The organism is Clostridioides sp. GD02377, from assembly GCF_045899875.1.
In the GTDB taxonomy this organism is placed as follows: domain Bacteria; phylum Bacillota; class Clostridia; order Peptostreptococcales; family Peptostreptococcaceae; genus Clostridioides; species Clostridioides difficile_A.
This window is the reverse complement of sequence record NZ_JBJODA010000008.1, coordinates 30424-56443: the sequence shown is the minus strand read 5'-3', so window position 1 is coordinate 56443 and position 26020 is coordinate 30424. Positions and strand designations below refer to the sequence as shown.

Annotated in this window: 28 protein-coding genes; 25 read left to right on the top strand and 3 right to left on the bottom strand. The window is 25.2% G+C overall.

All coding sequences use genetic code 11. The annotated features are described in order from the left end of the window. Nucleotides 1–429 precede the first annotated feature (429 nt). The gene (locus Q3304_RS08545; protein WP_407813497.1) at nucleotides 430–777 is read left to right on the top strand and encodes a helix-turn-helix domain-containing protein; all 348 of its coding nucleotides are present in this window, start codon (nucleotides 430–432) and stop codon (nucleotides 775–777) included. A 47-nt stretch (nucleotides 778–824) separates the two neighbouring features. Here Q3304_RS08545 and Q3304_RS08540 read toward each other — a convergent pair whose 3' ends face one another. Beyond that, nucleotides 825–1007: a hypothetical protein gene (locus tag Q3304_RS08540; protein WP_407813498.1), complete on the bottom strand. Its 183-nt coding sequence runs from the start codon at nucleotides 1005–1007 to the stop codon at nucleotides 825–827. Nucleotides 1008–1163: 156 nt separating this feature from the next. Between Q3304_RS08540 and Q3304_RS08535 the strand changes: the two genes are divergently transcribed. The 6 genes from Q3304_RS08535 (at nucleotide 1164) to Q3304_RS08510 (ending at nucleotide 6469) form a co-directional block, all read left to right on the top strand. Next, nucleotides 1164–2285, top strand: a complete 1122-nt coding sequence (locus Q3304_RS08535; RefSeq protein ID WP_407813499.1) for a M56 family metallopeptidase — start codon at nucleotides 1164–1166, stop codon at nucleotides 2283–2285. Nucleotides 2286–2427: 142 nt separating this feature from the next. Beyond that, nucleotides 2428–2817, top strand: coding sequence for a BlaI/MecI/CopY family transcriptional regulator (locus tag Q3304_RS08530; protein WP_407813500.1), 390 nt, complete (start codon nucleotides 2428–2430; stop codon nucleotides 2815–2817). After that, nucleotides 2744–3937 (top strand): M56 family metallopeptidase, encoded by a 1194-nt coding sequence (locus tag Q3304_RS08525; RefSeq protein WP_407815421.1) that lies wholly within the window; start codon nucleotides 2744–2746, stop codon nucleotides 3935–3937. The genes Q3304_RS08530 and Q3304_RS08525 overlap by 74 nt, the downstream gene beginning before the upstream one ends. Nucleotides 3938–3977: 40 nt before the next feature. Then, nucleotides 3978–4550, top strand: coding sequence for a peptidoglycan-binding domain-containing protein (locus tag Q3304_RS08520; protein ID WP_407813502.1), 573 nt, complete (start codon nucleotides 3978–3980; stop codon nucleotides 4548–4550). 270 nt (nucleotides 4551–4820) lie between these two features. Beyond that, nucleotides 4821–5462 (top strand): helix-turn-helix domain-containing protein, encoded by a 642-nt coding sequence (locus Q3304_RS08515; protein ID WP_407813503.1) that lies wholly within the window; start codon nucleotides 4821–4823, stop codon nucleotides 5460–5462. An 11-nt stretch (nucleotides 5463–5473) separates the two neighbouring features. Then, nucleotides 5474–6469 (top strand): helix-turn-helix domain-containing protein, encoded by a 996-nt coding sequence (locus Q3304_RS08510; RefSeq protein WP_407813504.1) that lies wholly within the window; start codon nucleotides 5474–5476, stop codon nucleotides 6467–6469. A gap of 150 nt (nucleotides 6470–6619) precedes the next feature. Here Q3304_RS08510 and Q3304_RS08505 read toward each other — a convergent pair whose 3' ends face one another. Both Q3304_RS08505 and Q3304_RS08500 read right to left on the bottom strand, forming a co-directional pair. After that, on the bottom strand, nucleotides 6620–7024 hold the full coding sequence (locus tag Q3304_RS08505) for a hypothetical protein (RefSeq protein WP_407813505.1): 405 nt from the start codon (nucleotides 7022–7024) through the stop codon (nucleotides 6620–6622). A 14-nt stretch (nucleotides 7025–7038) separates the two neighbouring features. After that, nucleotides 7039–8562: a hypothetical protein gene (locus Q3304_RS08500; protein ID WP_407813506.1), complete on the bottom strand. Its 1524-nt coding sequence runs from the start codon at nucleotides 8560–8562 to the stop codon at nucleotides 7039–7041. Between the two features lie 480 nt (nucleotides 8563–9042). Here Q3304_RS08500 and Q3304_RS08495 point away from each other — a divergent pair, with 480 nt between their 5' ends. The 18 genes from Q3304_RS08495 to Q3304_RS08410 all read left to right on the top strand — a co-directional run bounded on the left by Q3304_RS08495 (nucleotide 9043) and on the right by Q3304_RS08410 (nucleotide 26001). After that, nucleotides 9043–9360 carry a hypothetical protein gene (locus Q3304_RS08495; RefSeq protein WP_407813507.1) on the top strand — a complete coding sequence of 106 codons (318 nt, stop codon included), beginning with the start codon at nucleotides 9043–9045 and terminating at the stop codon, nucleotides 9358–9360. Nucleotides 9361–9593: 233 nt separating this feature from the next. After that, entirely contained in the window at nucleotides 9594–10934 is a 1341-nt protein-coding gene (locus Q3304_RS08490; RefSeq protein ID WP_407813508.1) for a phosphoadenosine phosphosulfate reductase family protein, read from the top strand. 1848 nt (nucleotides 10935–12782) lie between these two features. Further along, nucleotides 12783–14165, top strand: a complete 1383-nt coding sequence (locus Q3304_RS08485; protein ID WP_407813509.1) for a replication initiation protein — start codon at nucleotides 12783–12785, stop codon at nucleotides 14163–14165. A gap of 349 nt (nucleotides 14166–14514) precedes the next feature. Next, nucleotides 14515–14781: a hypothetical protein gene (locus Q3304_RS08480; RefSeq protein ID WP_407813510.1), complete on the top strand. Its 267-nt coding sequence runs from the start codon at nucleotides 14515–14517 to the stop codon at nucleotides 14779–14781. A gap of 219 nt (nucleotides 14782–15000) precedes the next feature. Further along, nucleotides 15001–15924, top strand: coding sequence for a hypothetical protein (locus tag Q3304_RS08475; protein WP_407813511.1), 924 nt, complete (start codon nucleotides 15001–15003; stop codon nucleotides 15922–15924). Between the two features lie 18 nt (nucleotides 15925–15942). Further along, a complete protein-coding gene (locus Q3304_RS08470; protein ID WP_407813512.1) occupies nucleotides 15943–16914 on the top strand; it encodes an AAA family ATPase in 972 nt (323 codons plus the stop codon). A 41-nt stretch (nucleotides 16915–16955) separates the two neighbouring features. Beyond that, nucleotides 16956–17438 carry a hypothetical protein gene (locus Q3304_RS08465; RefSeq protein WP_407813513.1) on the top strand — a complete coding sequence of 161 codons (483 nt, stop codon included), beginning with the start codon at nucleotides 16956–16958 and terminating at the stop codon, nucleotides 17436–17438. 21 nt (nucleotides 17439–17459) lie between these two features. Continuing rightward, entirely contained in the window at nucleotides 17460–18953 is a 1494-nt protein-coding gene (locus tag Q3304_RS08460) for an ATPase, T2SS/T4P/T4SS family (protein ID WP_021382438.1), read from the top strand. A 15-nt stretch (nucleotides 18954–18968) separates the two neighbouring features. Continuing rightward, a complete protein-coding gene (locus tag Q3304_RS08455) occupies nucleotides 18969–19667 on the top strand; it encodes a hypothetical protein (RefSeq protein ID WP_407813514.1) in 699 nt (232 codons plus the stop codon). 35 nt (nucleotides 19668–19702) lie between these two features. Next, nucleotides 19703–20668, top strand: a complete 966-nt coding sequence (locus Q3304_RS08450) for a hypothetical protein (RefSeq protein WP_407813515.1) — start codon at nucleotides 19703–19705, stop codon at nucleotides 20666–20668. Nucleotides 20669–20684: 16 nt separating this feature from the next. Continuing rightward, nucleotides 20685–21614 (top strand): hypothetical protein, encoded by a 930-nt coding sequence (locus Q3304_RS08445; protein ID WP_407813516.1) that lies wholly within the window; start codon nucleotides 20685–20687, stop codon nucleotides 21612–21614. Nucleotides 21615–21634: 20 nt separating this feature from the next. Next, a complete protein-coding gene (locus tag Q3304_RS08440; RefSeq protein WP_407813517.1) occupies nucleotides 21635–21862 on the top strand; it encodes a hypothetical protein in 228 nt (75 codons plus the stop codon). Between the two features lie 60 nt (nucleotides 21863–21922). Continuing rightward, on the top strand, nucleotides 21923–22144 hold the full coding sequence (locus tag Q3304_RS08435; RefSeq protein WP_407813518.1) for a hypothetical protein: 222 nt from the start codon (nucleotides 21923–21925) through the stop codon (nucleotides 22142–22144). A 48-nt stretch (nucleotides 22145–22192) separates the two neighbouring features. After that, nucleotides 22193–22663: a hypothetical protein gene (locus Q3304_RS08430; protein ID WP_021382432.1), complete on the top strand. Its 471-nt coding sequence runs from the start codon at nucleotides 22193–22195 to the stop codon at nucleotides 22661–22663. 15 nt (nucleotides 22664–22678) lie between these two features. Beyond that, nucleotides 22679–23941 carry a hypothetical protein gene (locus Q3304_RS08425; protein WP_407813519.1) on the top strand — a complete coding sequence of 421 codons (1263 nt, stop codon included), beginning with the start codon at nucleotides 22679–22681 and terminating at the stop codon, nucleotides 23939–23941. A gap of 134 nt (nucleotides 23942–24075) precedes the next feature. Then, the gene (gene tnpA, locus Q3304_RS08420; RefSeq protein ID WP_407813520.1) at nucleotides 24076–24474 is read left to right on the top strand and encodes an IS200/IS605 family transposase; all 399 of its coding nucleotides are present in this window, start codon (nucleotides 24076–24078) and stop codon (nucleotides 24472–24474) included. A gap of 230 nt (nucleotides 24475–24704) precedes the next feature. Beyond that, nucleotides 24705–25328, top strand: coding sequence for a hypothetical protein (locus Q3304_RS08415; protein WP_407813521.1), 624 nt, complete (start codon nucleotides 24705–24707; stop codon nucleotides 25326–25328). Between the two features lie 52 nt (nucleotides 25329–25380). Beyond that, nucleotides 25381–26001, top strand: a complete 621-nt coding sequence (locus Q3304_RS08410; RefSeq protein ID WP_407813522.1) for a hypothetical protein — start codon at nucleotides 25381–25383, stop codon at nucleotides 25999–26001. The last annotated feature ends 19 nt before the right edge of the window (nucleotides 26002–26020 follow it).

Here is a 26020-nt window from a genome sequence, read left to right as displayed (position 1 = left end):
AAATGATATAATATCCAATTATTTTAGATTAACTATACGGAAACGGAAACAGTGCAGTCAAGCGGATGTACTGTTTTTTTGTTGTTCAAAAGAAACATAATGCAATTATAATATTATTACAATATAAAAATATTGCTTGAATATTATTAATGCAATACTCAAGCAATATATATACAATGTATTACTTATTATTCTTTGTCTTTCTTCTTTCATTGTAAGCAATTAAATTTTCTTCTTTTACATCTACATCATATAAAAGCTTTGTTAACATATCGCTTAATATTTTACATGAATTCATTTGATGAGTATAGAATATTTTTATAAACATATCCTATTAGATAGCTTTATACCCAATGGATTGTTAAAAGTATTCATTTAAAAATATATACTAATTAATAAGAATTATATAAAAAATAGGAGATATAAATTTTGAATATAAATTATTTAGGTGAAAGAATTAGAGAGCGTAGAAAAGAGCTAGGAATTACAATAGAAGAATTAGCAGAGAAAGTTGGAATAGGATATAATCATTTAAGTAACATTGAGAGAGGTCGTAAAATACCTAGCCTCGAAACATTTATTAAAATCGTAAATGAATTAGACACAACTTCTGATATAATTCTTAGAAATTATGTTAAATATGCAGAACCTCATTACAAAACTGATATAAAGAATGAGATAACAGATGGTTTAGAAAATTTAGATTTAGATGGATTAAAAACTATCTCAGAAGTTGTATCTGTCTTAAAAAAGAACTTAAGTAAAGATAATAAATAAAAAAGAGTTATTTAAACATATAACTCTTTTTAAGATGATTTTACATATTAATCTTCATCTTCCCAATTTTTAACCCAGTTTTCCAATTCCTTAAGTTTTTCTTCAGTTAAGTGTTTATCTTTATGTAGTGTAGAAACTGAATGTATAAATTCATCATTATAGTTTTTCACTATTTGTTTTATTGTGATTAACACTTTTTTACATTTTTCTTCTATCTTTCTGAGTCCCATCCACCTATGCTCCTTAACATATTATATTAAATAATAGAGCCATTTTTTCAAAATAGATACAGGTAATTTCTTCCATTTATTGCATATTGATTTTAAAGTATATAAAATTATAAAATAAGACAAAAGAAATCGTTTTTAGGAGGATATTGTAATTATATGTATTATTTATTTGACTGTCTATTAAAAACAACAATTGTAAGCAGTATTTCTATCTGCTTATTACTATTACTAAAAAGAAACTTATTTAAAAGGTTCAGCAAAAAATTTAACTATTATATTTGGTTAATTGTCATACTTAGAATGCTATTTTTCTTTTTAAGTTATTCTATAGAGTTTACTAAAGATGTATCAAAGAATTATGCTTTAATTGAGAGTTTTACTAACCTAAATAATAAAATTAATCCAACACTAGATGCCTCGTTTTGGATATTATTGACTTGGATAATTGGAGCTATAGTGTCATTATCTTATTCTTTACATAAATATTTAAAGTTCAAAAATTTAATTATTGATACCTCTTTCGACATAGAAGATATACATATAAATAATATATACAAAAACTTATTACTTGAGCTAAATATAAAAAAGAATATACCTTTAAAATGCACTGATGAACTAGATAGTCCAGCATGCATGGGTTTATTAAAACCTTATATATTGCTATTAGATTTTCCATATCAGGAAGATAAAATTTATTGGATTTTAAAACATGAATTAACTCATTTTAAAAATAAAGATATATTAATAAAATTTCTAGTATTATTTGCAAAAAGTTTATTTTGGTTTAATCCTTTTGTACATATAATGAGTAAAAGAATAAGTGAAGATTGCGAACTTTGTTGTGATGAAAGTGTTCTTAATAATTGTTCATTACAAGAGAAGAGAAAATATGGTTTGGCTTTATTACATGCGATTGAACTTTCTAGTCTAAATAAAGCTGGACTATTAACAACAGAATTTAATAAATCTAATTTAGAAGTAAGACTTGAAAACATAACAAAAAGGAAAGGTAAAAATGGAATACTAATATTTCTATTAGTATTTATAACTTTATGTACATCTTTTTTAGAAATTAATGCTCAGATTCCTATATTAGAAAATATTCCTATTCAGCAAACAGAAGAAGAAACAGAGAATATAGGGCATTCATTTTCTGAAACTGTAGACTATACTTACGCAACTGCTCCTGAAAAATATCGAAAAAAATATGAAGAAACATGCAGATCTTTAGGCAAAACTCCAAAAGACTCTGATTTAATAGAAGTACCAATTAATTAAAAAAATAAATATGTTATGAAATAGTGTTTATGTAGCTTAGACACTATTTTTTTGTTTATATAAATTTTATTTGACTCTTGTTATATCTTTTTGTAGTATTAAACTATAAACGTAAAATAGTAATAAAAAGGGGGAAAGTATTATGAATAAAAATATAGCTGATGCAGAATTAAAGGTTATGAAATTTATTTGGAAAATGAATAAAACAGTTTCATCTAAAGAAGTAATATCAGCGATGGAAAAGCAATGGTATTGGAAACAGACAACTACTTTAACACTTCTAGCAAGATTAGTAAAAAAAGGTTTTATAAGTGCAGAGAAAATAGATAGATATACACACTATACAGCTATACTTGAAAATGAAAGCTATAAAATTGATGAAACAAAAAATTTTCTTAAAAAAGTTCATGATGATTCTCCTAAGAGCATGGCTGAAAGTATGGTAGCTGCATTATGCGATGGAGATATGTTATCTGAAGAAAAAGTTGAATCATTCAAAAAACTATTTAGCCAAGAAGAAGATGATGAATAATTATATATTTGACAATTTGATTAGTTCACTATTAAAAACTACTATTGTAAGTAGTTTTTATATTTGCATTTTAATCTTTTTAAAAAGACTTTATTTCACAAAATTTAGTAAAAAATTTAATTATTATATTTGGTTAATTATTGTTTTTAGAATGTTATTTTTTGCATTTAATTATTCTATAGATTTATATACAGAAATGATTCAAAAATACACTATTATTAATGATTTTAATAGCTTTAATCATAAAATAAATGCATCCTTTTTTATAATATGTGTTTGGATAACTGTTACAATAATATATTTATTCTACACATTATCTAAATACTTTAAATTCAAAAATTTAATCATTGATACTTCTTCAAAAGTAGAAAATGAAAATATTAAAAGAATTTATAAAAATTTATTAATTGATTTGAATATAAAAAAGGACATAGATATGAGATATACAGATGAATTAGAAAGTCCTACTTGCCTAGGCCTATCAAAGTCATATATTTTCTTGCCTAATTTAAAATACAGTGAGGATGACATATATTGGATTTTAAAACATGAATTAACTCATTTCAAAAATAAAGATATATTAATAAAATTTCTAGTATTATTTGCAAAAAGTTTATTCTGGTTTAATCCTTTTGTACATATAATGAGTAAAAAAGTTGCTGATGATTGCGAACTTTATTGTGATGAAAGTGTACTTAATAATTGTTCATCAAAAGAAAGAAGCAGATATGGTTTAGCATTACTACATGCTATAGAAATTGCTAATATTAATAAATTTGATATGTTAACAACAGAATTTAATAAGTCTAACCTAGAAACAAGACTAGAAAATATAAAATATAAGAGAAAATGTAAAAATGGAATTGTGGTAGGAATACTTGTATTTATAATTTCATGCTCATCTTTTTTAGAAATCAATGCACAAATACCTATTTCAAAAGAAAATATCGAAGACATTAAAGAACAAAAAAATTATGGTCATGCCTTTACAGAAACTATCGACTACACATATGAAACTGCCCCAGAAAAATATAGAAAGAAATATGAAGAATCTTGCAAATTTTTAGGCAAAATTCCCCAAAAATCTGATAAAATAGAAGTATCTACAGATAGCGAATGAAGCTTAAGTAGAAATATAATAAATTTTATAGGGGGATTTTATGTTAAAAAAAGTTTTAGCAATTTTCTGCTGTTTAATGCTTACATGTACTAATTTAGCATTCGCAGAACAAACTGAAAATACTACAGAAGGGAAGATAATTCATTTTGAAATTTCTGGATATACATTTAAGTATAAAGATGCACCAGATTTTGCAAAACAACATTATGAGCAATTATGCAAAGAGTTTAATATAGTACCTAAGCCAGACGATGAAGTATTTGTTTCAGATAAAAAATCTATGCTTAATGATGAAGATATGAGTATAGGTACATATTCAAAAAATTATGGAACATATGATGCTGCTAAAGCAACTATAACTATAACAGGTTCTAGAAACTATACAATAAGCACTAGAGACTTAGTTGGGTATGGTCATATTACAAGTGGAAATAATGTTCATTGTGTTCAAATTATGTTATATGATATAGGGTATGATGTTAACATAGACTCAAGTTTTGGGCCTATCACATATAATGCTGTTAAGAGCTTCCAAAGAGCATATGCTTTAACTTCAGATGGAGTAGTTGGATATAATACATTCGATAGAATGGCAAATCTTTTAGACATGTAAGTACATATTTATAGAAAGACACTTCTTTAAAATCTGAAGTGTCTTTTTTTATGAAGAATTAAAAAATAATTAACATAAATTAATTATTTTTTATATTTTTATGTAAATGTTCTAAACATATCACTAGACTCTGGAAAATCTTTCTGTTTTTCTGAATATATATCACTTTCAGACATATTACGTCTATTTTTTTATGTTAATTTTATTTTTCAGACATTTCATGTCTGCTTTATGTTATAATAGAGTATATAGAAAAGAGGAGGTAAGAATATGAATAGATTAAAAAAATTAAGAAATGATATGAATTTATCTAGAGAAGAAGTAGGTGATATACTTGGTATTTCACCTGAATCTATTTTGGACTATGAAAATGAAGAAGTAGAAATGAGTTCAAGTATATTAAAAAGACTATCAAATTTCTATAATGTTACTGTAGATTATATATTAGGTCTTACAAATATTAAAACTTATTTTATTGAGAATGAAGAAATTGGTTTGCACAATAAAGATAATTGCTTTGATGAATTTAAATTACTATCATTAATTCTTAACAGATTAAAAGAGAACCATTTTAGGATACATAAAATTCAACTTGATATTAATGAATTAAAAAAATCACTTAATGTCAATGATAAAGATAAACTATTTGCTAGTATCCTTAAGTTTTTAAAAAAACTTAATGAAAATTATAAGGCTACAGTATATACAGATAAAACATCTTATGCTAGTTTTAACATACTTACAGGCTATGTATTTAATGAATATGAAAATACATTTGAACTAGAAATGGGCAATTTATTTTGTGAATATTTCGAGAAATTTTATTCTTCAATGGACATTACTGTTTCTGTAGATAATTCATTTAACACTGAGATATCAGATATATATTTTCATTTTAAATTAGAAGAATAGAAGAGATACTTATGAATAGATTAAGACAATTAAGAAAAGAAGCAGGTTTATCATCGAATTTAGTTGGCCAAGCAATTGGTTTAACTGAAAGAAGTGTTTTAAGATATGAAAATGAAACACAAAATATGAATGCAAATATTATCAGAGCCTTTGCGAATTTTTACAATGTTAGCGCTGACTATATATTATGTTTATCAGATTTTAAAAATTCTAGCAATGTAAATATATCAATAGATGATAAAATGGACATTTTTTACCAAAATACCCCTTTGTATGATATAAGAATGTTATTTTTTATTTTACATTTTTATAAAATGTTACCAGTTACAAAAGACCAATTTTCTCATAAAATAAATATGCATATAAGCTTTTTTAAAGAAGTTTTTAATTCTTCAATATCAGGGAATTTGGCATATGATGTACAAGACTCTCTTAACTCCTTATCAAAGAAAAGAATAAAGCTTCTTGTAAAAGATAAAAATGTATTCTCTGAGTTTTTTGGTTCAAGTTTAATCTCAAATTATCATATAGACCTTGATAGTCAAAACGTTGAAATAGAAATAAGTAATAACATCTACAACTATATAAATACAATAAGTGAGACTACTTTTATATTAGATTCAAGTGATTTATTTTCAGAATCAAATTCTTTCATTTTTTCTTTAATAGAAAAAAACAAAGTAAATTTATCTTATAAAGAATTTAAATCTCTTTGTAGTTATTCTTTAATGGATAAATGTAAAAAATCAAATAAAAATTTTCATATATCTTCTGAGGATGATAATGTTTTAAATAATTTCGATTTACAAGTTTTTCTAAGTTTGTTATGTAAAATGCCTGCTATTAAATATGTGTATGATAGCATAAGAGGCCATGTAAAAATCAAACCAATTTTAAATGATTTTTCTTTTGATGAAGAAAAAAATACTTTTAGCCTTAGCAGTTTCAATATAAACACAACAGATATTTTTATTATTCTAGAAGAGGATGAATTTAAGTATTTTTAAACAACTCATCTGTCAAGATTAAACCAAAAGGAGATATAAATTCAATGGAAAGAAAATAATTACACAGTTAAGTTTTCATATTTTAAAATAAAGGGAAAGTGGTAAAACATTAAATTTGCCACTTTCCTTTTATTTTAAAAAGTATCTATTTTATTGTGAAGTATTTGTATCTTCACTTATTACATCATTATATCCCTCTGCATGTGTAGCTCCTATAGTTATACCATCTAATATTTCTTGTACTGTTGCTAAATCATCATTAGCCTTACTTATTTCATCATTTATAACAGTAATATCCGATGAACCATCTTCACCACCAGAACTTCCTTTTAATTCATTATATCGTTCAGTTAATCTTGTTCTCTCTTCCTTTAATCGATTTACTTCTGATATTAATTTTGTTTCTCCCTCTGATAGTAATTTTGCATCATTATCTAGACCCTGCAATGTATTTATAAGATTATTAGCTGTATCACCACCTGTGTAAGTTATTGCGATTACAGAAACAGATACTGTTGCTATGCCTAAAGCAGCTAGTTTTTTAAGATTCTTCATAATAATTTTCCTCCTTAATCTGTCAATGTAGGGAAATTATCATCGTCTAAATCAAATATTCCCATGTATCCAACATAACTATCATCATTAGTTCCTGTATTTCCAGTAAAAGCTATTTTGTTCCCAGTTAGTAAAGACATATTTGTTATTTTTAGATCATCCTGAGTTTTTATTGTTTTCTTTAAAGTACCATCTGAAGCTATCAACATTATGCTACTAAAATAGTTAGATACTAATATATCACCATTTTCCAATACAAGGTCATATTTATTTCCTATCAAATCTTCAGTTGTTGTTGTACTTTCTAGTGTCCCATCCGTTGTTATTGTACTAATTGTTTTTACTGAATAGATTATACACTTTCCATTCTTTTCCTCAATTACAGAGGTTGGTCTAGAACTATTTCCATTATAGTATGTATAGTCATCATTTACCTTAACTGTCCATGATTTCGTGCCATTTTCTGTATATTTTGTAGCAAAAGTGAAAGCTGCACTAGAAGTTATATTATCATAAGTTTTATTTGCATAACCTACTACAATTATATCTCCGTTTGACATTTCTATTGCATTTCCAATATTAACATTTCCACCATTACCATTTATTTTCGATTCCCATCGCTTATTCCCTGTATTATCAATGCATAGAACTCTTGAATAACCACCAGCTGACATACTACCGACACATAGATAGTTCCCATCTTTAAGTTCTATAATATTTTCAATTGTCTCAGCTGATGTATCGCCACTATCAAATTGTGCTGTGAACTCTATCTCACCCTGAGCATCCAATCTTATTATATGTGTCGTATTTGTTGTTAATTTCCCTAGTGAGCTTGTTAAACTCTTATCTTGAGAAGTAACAAGTATTAAAGCTCCACCATCCCTTGTTGCTTTACATAAGTTTATATTACTTACACTAGTATTGCTTAATTCCTTATGCCAAACCTCCGTTCCATTAAGATTCACCTTTTGAAATATAGTCTTGCCAGCTTTTGTACTATTATTAAATTTATTTAATACCAACAACATATTGTTATCTTTAAGTAAACAGCTTCCCTTTACTGCATTTATATCCTCTATTCCTTTTAATTTTCTTGCATAATTTTCACTTCCAAATACTGGGAGAACATAATCATCATTCATAGCTTCAGCATAACCTGCTATATGTTCTTTAATTGGAGTATATTTAGATAAAGCTTCTTGTATCCTATTTGCATCACTGTTAGCTTTATTTAGTTCTTCCTTTGCTTTTGCTAACTCACTTGTAGATTTTCTATATTCCATAGAGTTTGTTCTTCCACTGTTTTCGAGTTTAGCTATTTCTGATTCTAAAGTACTTATTTGACCTTTTATCTCTTTTGCTTTTGCTATTAAATCTTTTTCTCCATCTTTAAGCAAATTAACACCATTTTTCATCTCAGTTAGTTTAGTTCTAGCTTGTTCTATTATCCCACTACCATTCCAGGTTAATAATGTACCAGCTGCTAATGTTGCACTTAAACCTAATGCTATAAACTTACCTTTAGAATTTAACATATCTAAAAATTGTTGCCAAAAATCTATAAACACCTATAAATCTTGTTTGATTCTCTATTTAAATATTAAGATTACTATAATTTTGATAAAAATAATTATGTTTTATATTAAGAGAGCTTCTATATATGTATTTGTCAAGTTTTATATGTTGTTTTTAATTTTGGCATTCTCCTTTCTATATACCATGTTATGTAACACAACATATTAATATTTTTTTGTATAATATATCTATATTTTTTATAGATATTTTTATTTTGTTTATGGAATTAAGTAAATTTCTTTATTTAATAAAGCTAATTATAACTACCAGGTATTTAATTTCATATTTTAAGAAAAATTAGGTATTAATTTATAAAATAGAATCGACTTAACAAAATATACTCTGATATGTATAATTAAAATTTATAATGTATGATTTTGTATTATACACTATTTCAAAACAGAATTCCTTACGTTTCAATTTTAGAAAGGGGTGAATTAATGAAGCTTAATAACAATGTGATATTAGATTTATATCAAGATGAAGCTAAAAACAAAGAATTAATTCATGATATGAATTTAAAATTAATACCAACCACGATAAAACATAATGTATATAAAATCAGATATACATACAAAACTAAACGTGGTAACAGAAAAGAAAACTACAAATATGCTATATCTAAAGATGCTGATGATGCAATAATGCAATTTATTAATTATATAAGCCAATATAATACTCAAAAACAATATAGAGCAATTTCAAATGTTAAAATTCTTGAAACTTACTATATTGGTCAATTCGAACAATTATATTAATTTATCTGGTTTCATGTACTAATATCCTTTACACAAGGTTGATATAGTAACTATTATGGTTAGCCACTATTTAGTTATGAAAAAAGTGAGAGTTAAAATCGTAAAAAGTACACTCATGTGAAAACTAACTACACTGACATTAATTATAAAATGTATGAGAAATTAATTGTAGGGTGTGTAGGAAGATAACTTTATCCTCATTTGATGGCAATATATTCAAATGAGGTAAGTGTATGAAACCAATATTTAAAGATGAAAAGAAGTTCTTAGAAGAGAATTTAAACTTAAGTCTACCAGATAATTGCTGGAGATGTGGTAGTAAAATATATCTAAATCACTTTGATAAAAATCCATTTTTAATTTTTAGTGTAGACTTATTGAATAACAACCTAATTTTAAAAAAATATGCAGAACCAACAAATAAAAATTTTTCACTTGAAGAAGAATATTTGTTTGTAAAAGAAGAATTAGAAGAAAAAGTTATTGAAAGTATAAAAATGACTAAGAAATATATATTAGAAAATTTATATAATAAATTTGTTGTAAGTATAAGTGGGGGAAAAGACTCAGCTGCAATGAAAGCAATAGTTGATTTGTCTATTGAAGAGCTTTCTAAACAAAATATAGATATAAAATATAGACTTATATATTTTAATACATCTAATGATTCAGCTCAAACATATCTACATCTAAAAAATTATTACAAAATTAGAAAAGAAGATATAATAAATCCCTCTGTAGGGTTTTATCAATGGATAGTTAAAAATAAAAACTATTTTACTCCATCAATTGTTATGCGTAACTGTTGTAGCACATATAAAGAAGGTCAACTATCAAAAATTATAGGCAAAAATGAAGAATCAATTATATTTCTAGGGATGAGAAATAAAGAAAGTACTAAAAGAAAACACTATGATTATGATCTAAATGAAGCTCAATTAAAAGCTGGTAAGAAATTAAATGTATCTAAAAACTGTAAAAGATTTCTTCCTATAGTTAACTGGTCCGACTCAGAAGTTTGGTTATATATACTAAATAGAAACATTGAATATAATCAAATGTATGATTTAGGATTTAATAGAACTGGTTGTCTCATTTGTCCAAATCAACAGGATTATACAGAATTACTTATAAAAAAATTCTTTCCAAAACAATGGTCCAGATGGGTAACTATATTAACTAAAGGCTATGAAATTTATGGCATTAATAGAAGGTTGAAATGGAGCTTGGCAGAATGGTGTAATGGTGGTAGATGGAAAAAAGCAGTTTCTAAAGAATTTGAATTAACATCTAAAAAAGCTACTCAATCAAGAATTAAAGAATTATCAAAACTTAAAAATATCTCAGAAGATATTGCTATAAAATATTTTAATAAAAAATGTAGTTGTGGTAAAAAATTAAATCCTACAGAAATAGCCATGTTTCTCAAGCTAACAGGTGTATATGAGAAATCTAATGACAATAATAGAGAATACTTGTGCAAAAAATGTTTATGTGATTTTTTGAATATAACAACTAAAGAATATAAAAATATTGCTATAAAATATAGTGAAGATAGATGTAATTTATTTTAAAGCTATACTTATTTAAAGTAAAATTAAAAGATATAGATATGTTATTTTTAGTATCTATACTTTGAATCTTGTGTTAAAATAAAACCTATAGAATCTATTGTTTTAAAAAACCAGACAATAAGAGCACTCTTACTTTTATAGAGTGCTCTTATTATCTGGTTTTTTCTCTATTTATCAAGTAAATAAAAAATCTATCTTTTGAAAAAGAGATTATTTAAACATGTCAATTGGATAAATGTTTTATCCATAAATTTTTAGTACTAATACATAGCAAAAGAATAGATTGTATTATTAATATTAGTACTATACATGAAAATACCAATTTAAACCAAATTATAGCCTTTTTTAGCTTTATTATATTAACATCTGACAAACTCTAAGGGAAACCATTAAAAATCCTTTAAAAGCGAAACAAATAGCTTTTAAAGTGATTTATTTTGTTTTATCGATTTGTTTTCTAATAAAGTAAAGATAAAAATTATTATCTATAGGTTTTCTATTTACTATAAAAATTATTTAGCATGAAATGGCTACTTTAATATGTCAGATAGGTAACTGAGTATTAATAATCTAACAAGTGTATAATATTAGTCTCCTAAGACGACAATGTGTATGTTAAGAAAAATTTATTAGTATAGATTAAAAATTAATTCTATTTTTAAAATTTATAATAAGAGATGTTTATAAATAGTTTTTCAAAATGAATAATATTTTTATAAGTTATTTATTTTTTTGATTTGAAGCTTAATATTTATTTTACAAATACAATAAATATAATGATTAAAGTTTATGTTTTTTTATTTGTAATTATATAATATGATTATTATATCTTAGAAACATAAATAGTCATTATATTTAATTTACATTTAAAAAATTACTTATTTTGATTTTAGTTATTTATAATAAAAAGAAAAGTTTAGATAAGATTAGATATTTATATCTTTTCTAGTCTTTACTCTTTATTTAAAAAGTATTTATAGTATTTAATAGTATTTATAGTATTTAGACATGCCTGTATACATTGCAATAACTAATGTTGAGTGCCTTAAATATGTCAACTAGATAACTAAACATGTCAATTGGATAATTTAATATGTCAATTGGATAATTTAATATGTCAATTGGATAACTAAACATGTCAATTAGATAGCATAAATATGTCAATTGGATAATTTAATATGTCAACTAGATAACGGAAATCTATAAAGTAAATTCGTTGTGGATAACCTGTGGATATGTTGTAGATAAGTTGTGAATAAGATATTTTTTAGATTATCAATCTGTTAAATGTGTCAATTAGATAATTTAATATGTCAAATAATAAAAGTGACATTTTTTATATTTATATAGCTATAACCATTGATAATTCAAAGATATGTAAATATGTCAATTGGATAAATTCAGATTTTAAACTTAGCATCATATCTATTAGGCACCTCTAATTATTTTAAATATGTCAATTAGATAAAAATAAAAATGTCAAATAATAATATTGACATTTTTTATATTTATATGTTATCGTATCTTTGAGTGTGAAATGGAAAATAAAGTGTTTCTAATTGTGAGCACAAAGTTAAACTTGAAAATTTTTTTAAAAACAATTAGCTTCAATTGATTATAAAAAGTAAATTTTTAAAAGAGATATTATAGGTTAAGTGTATCTCCACAAAGGAATTTAAAAATTTAGAAAGATGTATTTTGATAGTGATAAACAAGATTTTATATTAATTTAATATAGGTATCGAAAGTGTTTTAGTATAGCATACATAAATAATTATAAGTTTTTGAATAAATATATGGAGGTGACAAATGTTGTTTTAAATTATCTATAGACAACAATTATATATAATGAATGAATTACTTAATAAAAAAGCTCCAAAAGTTCTTATGAAAAATAATGTATTAATACATGCAAAGTATAGTATGACACTAAATGAAAATAGACTTTTTTTATTAATATTATATAACCTTCAAAAAAGTTGTGATGATGGTTCGATGAAATGTCAATTTAAATGCGAAGATTTAAAGGGCATAATAAAAAAAACTAATGATAGAACCAAAAAGAACATAGAAGAATTGTTAAATTCATTGAGTAATAAAAAAATTGATTTTGTAGAGCTATTAGAAGATAACACTCAAAATAAAGGTAAATATAATATAGTAACAGGATATTTGTTTATTGAAAAAACACAATCCTTTGAAGTAGAGTGTTCCCAGACAATTCATACATTATTAACTAAGTATTTAGAAACAGGTTATACCCCACTAAATCTTGCAGTATTGTTCAGTCTTAGAAATTATTATGCTCAAAGATTGTATGACTTAATAAGAATCTGGAGTGGGACAAAACAAGTAATTAACTACAAAGTACAAGCAATAAAAGAATATTTGATGATAGAAGAAAGTTACAAAGAATATGGAAATTTTAAAAGAAGAGTTCTTATCCCAGCTATAGATGCACTAAATGAAACTGAATATTTCAATATAAGCTATGAGGAGTTAAAAATAGGAAGAAAAGTAGACTCTATAAATTTTATTGTAGAGGATTTGGATAAAAGAAAATATTTTGATAAAAATATAATAGAGGACATAAGCTTCAGAGAAGTTGATGAAGAAGAAAGTAAAGATAAAAAACAAATATCTAATGATAATTATTCAGGACCTGAAATTGAAAATAATAATGATTTAGAAAGTTCTGTCCAACAAGATAGAGTAGATTTAAATGAAGATAACAATAATAAAGAAAGTTTTAACCTTGAAAAGACTAATGAAAATGTAGAATCTAAAATTAAATCTTCAAAAGCAGGTGATGAAAAAGTATCCAATAAAGGAAAAAGTCCAAAGGGTGAATTTTTTGTACCTGATGAGGAAGTGTTTACACGAGGAACTTTAAGACTTTTCAAAAAAGACTTTAAAAATTATAACTTCCATGAAAATGAAAATTTAAAAGCTTTTGATAGAGCTGTTGCCATAACCCTAGAAAAAGATGATATAGATGTTATAAAAACAGCTTCTTATGACTATTTTAAATCAACATGTTTTAATATTATAGCTGATTATGCTATAGAAAAAGAATTAGAAAAAAAACATGAAGAGGAAATGAATGAGTATTGGCATAATAAAAAAAATTATATGTCAGTAGATGAAGAAAAAGGACCTGTAGATGAAAATATAAGAAAAAAATTATTTGATGCAGGTTTAGTAAATGAAGACGGTTATTATTATAAATAATTTAATATTGTTCAAAAAAAAGAGAATCTTTTAGATTCTCTTTTTTTTTGAACTTTTTATAAACAATAAAAAAATAAAAAATTAAATTTCAAAAAATAATTTTAAATTAAGATATGAAAAAATAATTTTAATTGAAAAAATAAAAACAATTTTATTTTGATAATAGTGGAAAACAAAAACAAAAAAATTCTATGAAAAATATAAATCTGGTGAAACAAAAAAATATTATAAAAAACAAATGATAATTATAGGATTTAATGTTTTAGAAATAAAAGATAAAAATTTAAGTGTGTAAATAAGACTCTTTAAAAGTCTTTTAATAATAAATAAAACTGTATAGGAGGAAGAAATGAAAAAAAACTTATTAGGGATGGTACAAGAATTATTAATGAAAAAAAATAAAAAAAGGATTTTTGTTATTAGTATTATGACCATATTACCCTCATGTTTACTATTTTTACACAACTTAATAAAAATTTTGGGATTTGAAGATATAGAAAAAGAGATATTAGTTATCTCTGAAATTATCATTTTAATTTTTATTACAATCAAAATCTCAAATGACTGTAAAAAAAGTGTTAATGAAGATAAAGACGAAAAATTGAGACATACATAAAATCAAAAGAAGCAAATAACCCAGTAGATTTAATTAATTTTTATATAAAAAAGAAAAATGAGATTACTTATAAATACAAATTTATTTTTTTCTCACAAGAATCTACAAATCTACAAGAAGGCTTAAATTCAAAAATAAAAATATTTTTAAAATAAGAAATTCTAAAAGTATTTTTTATTTATATTTCAAACTCAATAAATGTAAGGAGGTAAAAACAAGTTGAAATTAGATAGAAATAAAATAAGAGAGCTGACAGGTAAAAATGCTTCTAAAAACACAAAAATACTGCGTTATGTAATAATTCTTTGTATTTTAGTAGTATCTAGTAATCTAATATCAGCTAAGGCATTTAGACAAACTGTTGATATTGTTTCTTTTAAAACTGCAATCCCGCAAGATGGAAGGGTTCTAGAAAGTAACTTAGTCAAAGATAAGATGGTTAAAGCAGAATATGAGAAACAAGGGATAATGAAATTCTCTGATGGAAGTAAAAAAAGAACGATAGTTCTTTGGGAAGATAGAAATAAAATAAAAAATGCATATGCATCTTATTATATTAGGCAAGGTACACCTGTTTATTGGGATTCACTAAGTAAAGATACCCCAAGAAAATTATCTTACCTATATCAGATGGATGGAGAGTTATTAAAGTTAGATGTAAATGCTGACCAATTTGGAGAAATGCTTGTACCTGGCGATAAAATAAATGTTAGAGCTTCTTATACAGACCAAGTATATACATTACCAACAGAAGAAGCATATAAACTTCAAAAAGAAGCTGGAATACAAGGGAATTCTTCAATAAAAAGAAAAGTTAAATTATTCAATAATGCAGTAGTTATAGATATTTTGAATAATGAAGGAGCTAGTATATTTGATATATATTATAAATTACTTGCTTTGCCAAAACAAAAACAACAAGAGATAGTTAATACAGAAGAATTTAAGGAAAGTGTCAAACCAGTACAAATTTTATTGAATGTAACAGAAGAAGAAGCTGACAATTATATGGATATTGAAGGAAAAGGAGCTGATTATATGATGACTCTTTTGCCTAGAACAAGTGGAAATCTAATAACAGATGCTCTTAATAATCTTCAAGTAGGTTTTGCAAGAAATAATTCAGATAATAACAATAATTAAGAGAAGGAGTAAATTTATATGAGTTCATTAAGTAATATTTTAGCAGCTATGTCAGGCTCTGAAATTAATGATGTATCAGAACAACTTCTATTTAATAAAGTTGTTGGATTTAAGGGTATTGTGCCAGGTGTTGGGACATCTACAATATTGCAAAATGTTGCAATTGCATTATCTGAAAAAACTAAATATAAAATTTGTGTTTTAGATATGAATATATTATATCCTATACAACACTCACTTCTAATGAAAGATAGTAAAGTACCTAATAAGAAAAAAGATATAATGGACTACTCTGGAAATCTATCAGAAATAATATTATATACCCAATATAACAATGTTTACTTGATAGAGTTTTCAAATAGAGGATTATCAGATATGTTTTCATCAAAAGATATTGATACTATTATATCTGAAATTATAGATACAAGTAAGTTGTCATTTGATGTAATACTAATAGATTTATCACATGAGTTGACTGTTATGAATACCAGAGCTGCTATAAAATGCAATAAAATAATTCAGGTAGGAGACCAAAGTTTAAAATGCTTAACTAACTTAAAAAAATCATTAAATACTCAAGCAACACTTGCTATATCACCTTTAAAATCAAATAAAGTTGTTTTAAATAAAGTTTCTGAAGATGTTGTAGCATTTACAACAAAAGTACTTGAAGAAGCAGGATTAAAAGTAATAGCACAAATAAATAACTCAGAAGAAATTTTAAAAGCAGGGATTTCAGGAAAAAGATTATGGTATGAATCATCAAAAGAAAAATATATAAACTTTTCCTCTGCAATAGATACTATAGTAGATGAACTTTTGGAAAGAACTCCTTTAAATAATAAATTTATTGAAGATGATATTGAAATAGAAGAAAGAAAACCTACTGAAAATGAAATAGAAAATAGTTTTAAGTCTATAAAAAATCATGGAAAAGAAACAGTTTTACAAGAAGAAAATAATGATGAGGATATAATAATTGAATTATAGAGAACAAGATTATATTCAATTGAGAGGAGAAAAAAAATATAATGTTCAAAGAGTGGTTTGAATTAGAGGAAAATAAAGAAGCAGTTTTTATGATTAAAAAAGAATATCCACTTTTTAATCAAGTAGGTTTAGAAGAGGAGCTAAAAAGATTTATATTACTTTATGTAAATTATTTAGAAGGAAATATTAACTCATTAAAATATGTGAATTGTGATAAAAAAGTTGAGGATTATATAGAACAAATAAAATTACAAAATAAAATTAGATGTTTTAATAATCTACAATTCATAAATATATCAATAACTAAGTTCACAAGTACTAGTGAAACTTCAGTTATAACAGCTCAAATAGCTGTAATAAGTGAAGATAATAGCATAATTAAAAGTAATAATATAGGAATACCACTTGCTCAGAGACATGTTTATCAGGTAGACTATACAGTTTTAAAAAATGTATATAGAGATGAAAGTATTAAGAAATCAAATGAAAAGATAATTACAGATTTTAAAATTCTAAAAATTTAAGTAAGAGTTGGAAGTGATATTTTGTTATCTGCAAAAAGTATAATAAAAGTTCAAGCTGAGTTTAAGCTTGTAAATAATGATGTAGTTGATTCAATAGTTAATGATGAGATTACATTTGAAGAATATTGGAATCAATATCGTTCCATTATATCAAAACAAAATCCAGATTCATACGCTAAAGCAACAAATGAAAAGAAAACAGAAATTATGTTACAAAGAGCGATGGAATATGTTAATAAACATGCAAATGTAAAAGTAAAAGGATATCTTGGTAAAGATGGTATGACTGATACCTCTCTATTATTAGAAGATTTATGTTCCACAATAACAGGAGAAGCTGTATTTAAAGAAGCCTTGGAAAATCCAGAAATTGATGAAATAGATTTAGTTGACCAAAAAACGCTCTTTGTAGAAAAAGGTGGTATGACTGTACCATATGTTGATAAATATGGGAGACGTGTCTCATTTCCATCAGATGAAGCTATCAAAACAGCATTAAATAAGCTGATGGAAGATGGGAATGGAAATACACCTCAATTTACAGAAGGTATTCCTATTTTAAATGGAAGAACATATAAAGATAAACATCGTGTAAATGCTGTACATCCATCTGTAAATACTAAAGACTTCGGAGAGTTTAATTTTCCAATAACTACAGTATCAATTCGTAAATCTAAGAAGACAGCATTAACTATAGATTATTTTATAAAAAATAACTCATGTAGTGAAAATATGGGAGAATTATTTTACTGTATGGGAAAAACAAGAACAAGAAATTTCTGTATAGGCGAAACAGGATGTGGAAAGACTGCATTGCTTGGAGCTATTGCAAGAGGTATCCCATATGATAAAAAAGTTATATTGGTACAAAATCCAACCGAAATATTTTTAACAGAAAGAGATGAATTTGGAGTAAATAAAAGAATTGTGAATCATTGGGAAGTAAGAGAAGATGAGGTAATTGATAAAAGTGGTAGAAAAGCTACTATGGAAAATCTTATTGCAAATGCACTTAGAGCTAATCCCTCCGTAATTATCGTTGGTGAATGTAGAAGCCCAGGTGAATTTTTTCAAACTTATAGAGCAGCTAAGACTGGACATACATTATTTGCATCATTCCACTCTTTTGATGCAGAAGAAGCTTTATCTAGAGCAGCTATGGAATTGGCCTCAAACTCAGGAGCATCTTATAATGAATGTCTTAGAATGGTTGCAGGGTCAACAGATTTCATCATAGCACCAGTAAGATATTTCACTGGTGAACGTAAAGTAAAGGCAATAACAGAGGTTTGTGGTATGGATTTGAGTGGTAAACTCATTTTAAATGATTTATTTAGATATAAAGCAGAAGGTTCTGAAATAGATGAAAAAACAGGAAAAGAAAAAATGAAGGGAAGATTTATACAAACAGGTTCTCTTTCAGAGAAAAGACAAGAGCTATTTTTAGAATGTGGTATTCCAAAAGAAAAGATAATGAAATTTGTATTATCTACTGAAAATCAACTAGCTGTATAAATGGAGGAATCAACAATGGAAAAATATTTAAACACAGGTTTTTTTGATGATAATATATATGATTTATTATCTTTGATTATAAAATCAAAGACAAATGCTTTATGTATAGAAAGTTCAAATAGTCGTAATCAAAATTTAATTAAAATAATAGCAAATAAACTTGTTTCAGAAGGGCAAAGGATTGTAATGATAAGTGAAGCTGAAATAAATCAGGACAACTTCAAAGAGATAAGAGCTAAAGATTTTATTGAGATAAAAAATGCATTGTGTAAAAAAACAAATAAGATACTTAAATCATGTAAAACTCCTGAAGAAATTTATGAAATGATAAAATATCATGAAAAAGGATATTTTTTTATAGCATCAATTAACTCTAATGACATAGAAGAATATTTGGCTGATATGGCATTTATGTTGTCTTCAAATAAAAACTTATCATATAAAGAAAGTATGACTGTTATAGCAAATTCAATACAATTTATTATAATTCATCAAAAATATTTTACTGGAGAATATAAAATAAAATCTATTGTGGAAGTCTGTGATTTAAATAGGGATGGGAGTATTAAATTAAATGAACTATTTAGATATAAGTTAGAAGGTTTAGAAGTAGATAAAAGAACTGGTTGTAAAAAATTAAAGGGAAGATTTATGAAAATAGGAAAACTATCACCTAAAATGCAATTAGCTTTTAGAGGAATGAATATTGTATAAAGATAATTTTTCACTTGTAAAGAGTAGGTGGTTAAATGTTTGAGGTTATATTCAAATTAAGTATATCAAGTTTGACAACTATTCTGTTTGGATTAGGTATTATGTACAATAAGATATTTTTAGATATATTACAAAATTCTAAAATTATAGCTAATAAAAAATTCCAACAGAAATTTGGAAATAAAATAAGAAAATTAAATAAAGATATAGAAAGAATAGAAAGCTTAAATAGTAAATCTATTAGATATAAGATATATAAGTATTTAAAAGAAATAATAGAAAACTTAGATATGGAAAAGGATGGAGTTACACCAATCGGATTGGTGATATTTATATCAAGTATTTCTTTTATACTTACAATAGTAACAGCTGCTTTTTTTGAAGAAGCTAACATGATACTTTTATTATTTATAATGTTCTTTTATTTAATATTAGTTATATTTAGATTTATGTCATTAACTCAATATGAAAAACGAGAAGATGACATAATGTCTGCTATAGATTTATTAGTTCCAGATATAAAGAAAGGTGTAGAAAACTCAATTAGAAGTTATCAGAATGAATTCAAACCAAGAATAAGAAAGTATTTTAAATCTTTCTTAGATGATATAGATAATAAAGGATTTAGCTTTAAAGAAGCAATGTTGGTTTTAGAAGACAAGTTAGGAGAGAATTTCAGAGATTTTGCTTCTAATTCAATTTCTTATGAAGAAAAAGCTGATGAAGTATCAGACCAAGAGTTTTCTATTCTTATAGAAATACATTCTAAAAAAAGAGAAACAAGAGATATTAATAAAAGGGCATTCAATAAAACAAAATTTGAGATATTTTCATGTATAGCAATGATTGGTATTTACTGTGTGATAGCAATGTATCAGGATAGATTTATAATGAATTTTTTCTTAAATATGCAGATAGGAAAAATAGCAGTTTTAATTCATGCTATAGTGATGGTATTTATAGTAGCAAGTCTAGCTAAGATAAAAGCTAAATCCTTATAAGGAGAGTGAATAACATTTGTTAAATAGCATAATAATTAAAAGTTTTATATTATATGCGCTTTTAATTTTAGGAGCTTGGGGATTTTTAAGTGAAAACAACATAATAGGTTCAACAAAAGGAACAAAAAAAGCTAAAAATGATGTGGATACATATAATATTGAATTAAATAAAAAGAAACGATTAGAGAAATTTTTAAACTATTGTTGTTGGATAAGTAAAAATATAGGATTTTTACCAACAGAACAAGCTTTAAATGATATAGAGTATAGAATAACTAGATTAAATTTTGAATTAAAACTATTAAAAAGAAGTATAGAACCAATAGAGTTAATTGGATTATTTAGAGGGATAAATATCATAGGAGTCTTTCTATCTATTTTAAGCATAACTTTAACATTCAAAATTACAGGGTTAGTTTTCTTAGTTTTATGTTTGTCTAAAAAAATATTCTTACTAATAGTAGATTTACGAATAGCTGAAGAGAATGAGGCAATAGAAAAAGAATTTCCTAATCTGTATTTAAAATTATATACTAGACTCCTAAAAGGAGGGCATGTAAGAATTGCACCTGCTCTTGATGATTATATAAAGTCTATTTCAAAAGGAAGAGAAGAAATAAAAATGTTTGCTATGAATTATAGAAACTATATAGAACTATATCCAGATGAAATAGCTGCAACAGAAAAATTGAAAAAAGTTTATAATACAGTGACTATAGCAAGGTTTTGTACTTTAGTAAAACAAGCTCTTAATGATGTTGATAATAAAGATAGTTTACTAACTTTTAAAATGGAGTTATTAGAAAAAAAGAAAAGAGAAATTGAAAGAAATGGAGAAAAAATAAGGCTACAAGGAAGAAGCTTGTTAATAGTAGTTTTTGTTATATTAGGAGAAGTTTTTCTCCTATCTCTTGTAGCTAAAGTATCAATGATATTTAATGTTTAATATGGCAGGAGGTTTTTATCATGAAAGTAATGACAAAAGTTTTTTGGGGAGTATGTATTTTAATATGTGTTGTTATTGGGTTTACATATTTCTTTAATAGAAATGGGGGATTAGAAACAGGGTCTAATGCATTTATAGACACAATAAATTCAACATTCAAGAAAGTTACAGGTGGGAATAAAAACTTTTTACCTGAGTATAAAGCAAAAGATAACACAGGATTAGAAGATGCTGGTGCTGGTTGGTAAAATGAATAATTAATAAAAAGAGCAAGTTTATACTTGCTCTTTTTAAAAGAAGGTGAATATATGACAGATGTGATAAGAGAAGTAGCTAAGACTATTTTCTTATTGCTTTTAGCTACTATATTATTTAAATTCATAATTATAGATTCGAAATCACACATGTGGGAAGCTATAGATTCGGTTACAAGAAGTAATTGGTCTATGTATACTCTTAAAGATGGTAAAGAGATAGACGAAGAATTAGAGACAGTATTAAAAAATACGGCTGATTTAACTACAAAGTAATTTTATATAAGCTTCTTAAAATTATAGTTAGTAAGGAAGTGATTTATTTTGAATAGAATGATTTGGTTTGTGTTTAAAACATTAGCATCCTTTATGATTTTAATGGTTTTAGTAAATATGGTTACTGTAGGTGTAGATTCATTAGTAGTGCATTCAAGAGTGGAAGCATTATCTATAGTTATGCAAAATGAGATAGCTAGGAATAATTGTATTCCAAAATCTATTACACCATTATTTGAACGTCAATTAAATTCAATAGTAGAACAGTCTAATGTAGCCACAGAAATAAAATCTAATGTAGAAAATTCATTAATGATAGAAGGAACACAATATCAAGCTATAGATGAAGAACATGTAAAGGAGTATGGGGACATACAGACACTTGCAATAAAAATCACAATGAATCCGTCGAGTGTAGTAGTATCTCATAAAGATGGTGCTCTTTTAGAGCTAATTAAAGATTACAAATATGAACTTAATTATAAATATACAGTTCCTTGTTTAAGATATTTAAAATAAAGGGGGGTTATAAAAATGTTTAATCCACGAACTGTATTAGTTGCACTTGTTATAAACTATTTACTTTTAATAGTAGTATCCTCTATTTATGATGTAAGTAAAGCTGGTCAAAATGCTAAAGAATTGCAAATGCTTATTAAAACAGCAGCAGATATGTCTTTAGAACAAACCCAGGTTACAGATGATTTTTTTGTTAATTCCTCTATAAACACAAACCTAAAGCCATATAAAATGAATTTTCCATCACAAGATGGTACTTTTAAAACATTATCTCTATATGATGCTATTTATAATAAAAAAGAAGAGATACCTGATAATAGAAATGAGATATTTCTACAACTTTATGATAATAAAGAGTTTAGAGATTTTTCACAAAAATGTGGAAATGTGAGAATACCAATACAATATTGGAATACAAGTAAAACAGGCCTATTGTGGTATACAATGCCTAAAATAGCAGAGGTAGGTACGAATTTGCTACCATCTAATGTAAATAGTAAAGGGATTAAATATGAAAATTCTTATGTTAATGCAAGTGTTGAAGAAGATGTATATAAAGAATATGGATTTGATACACATAAAAAGCAAAATAATATAAATGAATATTACATAACCCCGATTAGCTTAGGAATTACATATCTTAATAAAGATTTTTTAGGAACACTCTTTATGAACAATATGGATTTGTTAATGAGAACTAAATATGATAAATCTAATTGGAATCTCAACTCTGAAAAAGGTGGGAATGGAATTTATAAGGGAGAGTATTATAAAGATACTATAAAGAATACCTTAGAAGAAGAAAATCCTATCAATAATGGAGTTTTTACATTACTGAGAGGGAAAGAATCTACAGAAGGGAATCCAACAGTAAAAACATTTAAAGGTATAACTCCCAAAATAGAGTATAAAGTAATAGATATGTATGATAGTAAAAATGATGTTTTACTTACTGATTTATTTGGTGCAAAAAAAACAACAGATGAAGGTAGATATTTTAATTCTAAGGCAGATTATCTTAAAGACTTAGATAAGGAAAACCTAAATCCAATGACTAATCAACCCTTTGAAAGTAAACCTATAGTTGTAGCAAAAGTAACTTTCTATGCAGATGTTATAATTCCATATTCAAGCATTACATCTAAAGAGATGAGAAGTAAAAATGGCAGTGTAGAAAATAATTTTTTAGATATAGTAAGAGAAAATACAACTGGGATAAAAGGTAAATCAGGAAGTGATTTATTTAGTTACACAAGATATTTCGCAGTAACACCTTAATCAAATATACTAAAAATAACTATCTCAAATTAATATTTGTGATAGTTATTTTTAGTATATTTGATTTATTTGTAAAATTTATCAAAAAGTGGTATAATATAATCAGTAACAAGTTAAAAAATGGGGTGTTTCCAATGGATTTAGATAAAAATACTCGTTCAGTGTTTTTATTGAAGTATAACTTAACCCTTTGCATAAAAGGGAGAAGAAACATTATTGAAGAATCTATATCAGAGAACTTAAAAAAGTTATTTATTGATATTTCTAGTAAATATGGTGTAACATTAATCTCTTGGCACTATGAAGTAGATTATATATATTTATCATTCAAGGCAAAGCCTAATACAGAAATATCTAAAATGATAAATGCATATAAGTCAGCTTCTTCTAGGAAAATAAAAAATGCGTTTCCAAAATTGCGAGAACTTTTATGGAACGAATTTTTTTGGAGCAGAAGTTATTGTCTTACAACATTTGGATATGATTCTTTAGAAATTGTAAATAAATACATAGAAAGTCAAGTAAAATTATAGATTAAATATAAAAATGATTAAAAATAAAAAAATTTGATTATTTTTCACAAATTTGCTATACATATTAATGACGTATAATAAATATTCTTTTTATGTTAATATACTTATGTACTTGAACTAAAGTAAAAATTATAAAATCCATAATATAGATTATTTCTAATATATTTATTTTTGAAAAAAAAAGATATTTTAAAGATGATTTTTAAGCTAGAAATAAAAGGAGAATTTTTATGGAAATAAAAGATAATTTAATTTTAGTTACAGAAGGAAATTTAGATTCTATAAAATATTTTATAGAAAATGGAGTATATCCTGCTACAGTATTATTAAATATTTTAGATTTAAAAGAAAAAATACCTTATTTTACTGAAAAAGACCATATTTTAGTTGTAATAAAAGGATTTTCTGATTTTACACTTAAAGAATTATATTTAGCAATAGAAGAAATTGAAAAAATAAAAAAACATCTTGGAAGTTTTATAATAATGAGCAATGTGGAGCTGGGAATAGAAAATTACTATTTATATAAAGGTGATTTATTTTATGGTAAAATAGAGGAAATTAAAAGCAAAAAGAAGAAAATTAATACTGAAAATGTAGTTTCAAAGCTTTTAAAAATCTTTAAAAAAGAAAAATCAGAAAAAAAAGAGACTGAAGAAAAAAATAAATCTGAAGAAGAAAATAATATGTATTGTATTAATGAAATTATGAGAGGTTATTTAGTCTTTAATGATAAAAAAGACCCTGATGTGTATTTAAAAGAAAATAAATCTATACTAGTAACTATTGAAGAAGATATTGAAGAGAGCAAAAAATTAGCTTCAAATATTTTAGATGTAGATTTATTTAAATAATATAATAACTTAAACTGTAGAAAAAGATTAATATAGGGAGGAATTCATAGATATGAAAAGCTTAAATGAAAAAATAGAGACTTCTAATTCAGAAATTGAAAAGTTAAAAGTAAAAGCAATATTACAGATAGAGCTTGGAAATGCAGAAAGTCGTTTTGCAGTGATACATGAAAATAAAACGATAAGCTATACAATTTCGAAAAGAAGTGAATTTGCAGAATTACCACAAAAGTATAATATACCAGATGAATATCTTAATGAAAATTCAACAATATTAAAATATGTTGATAAAGATAGTAAAGAGACTAGACTAATTGCTAATGGTATGATAGTGAAAAGAGAGTTTGCTGATACCTCAATAAGACCTACATCACTACACACTAAAAGTTCTCAAGAGGTAACCATTTGGATTTTAAGATTAGCATTTAAAGAGGCAATTATATATTTAGCTGACTATTATAAAAAGAAACCTGAGCATATAGATTTTACCTTTGATGTTGGGGTATTATTGTCACCAGTAGAGGAAGCAGCGAGCTTAGATATATGTGAAAAAATAAAAGAGATAAGCTATATAGAAACTATCGCTCCTTATGTATTAAAAAAAGAACTTAAAATTGATAAAGTTTTTACGTCACTTGAAAGTGTTGTTTCTTTTAAAGGATGTTATGTATAAAAAAGATTAATGGAGGAAT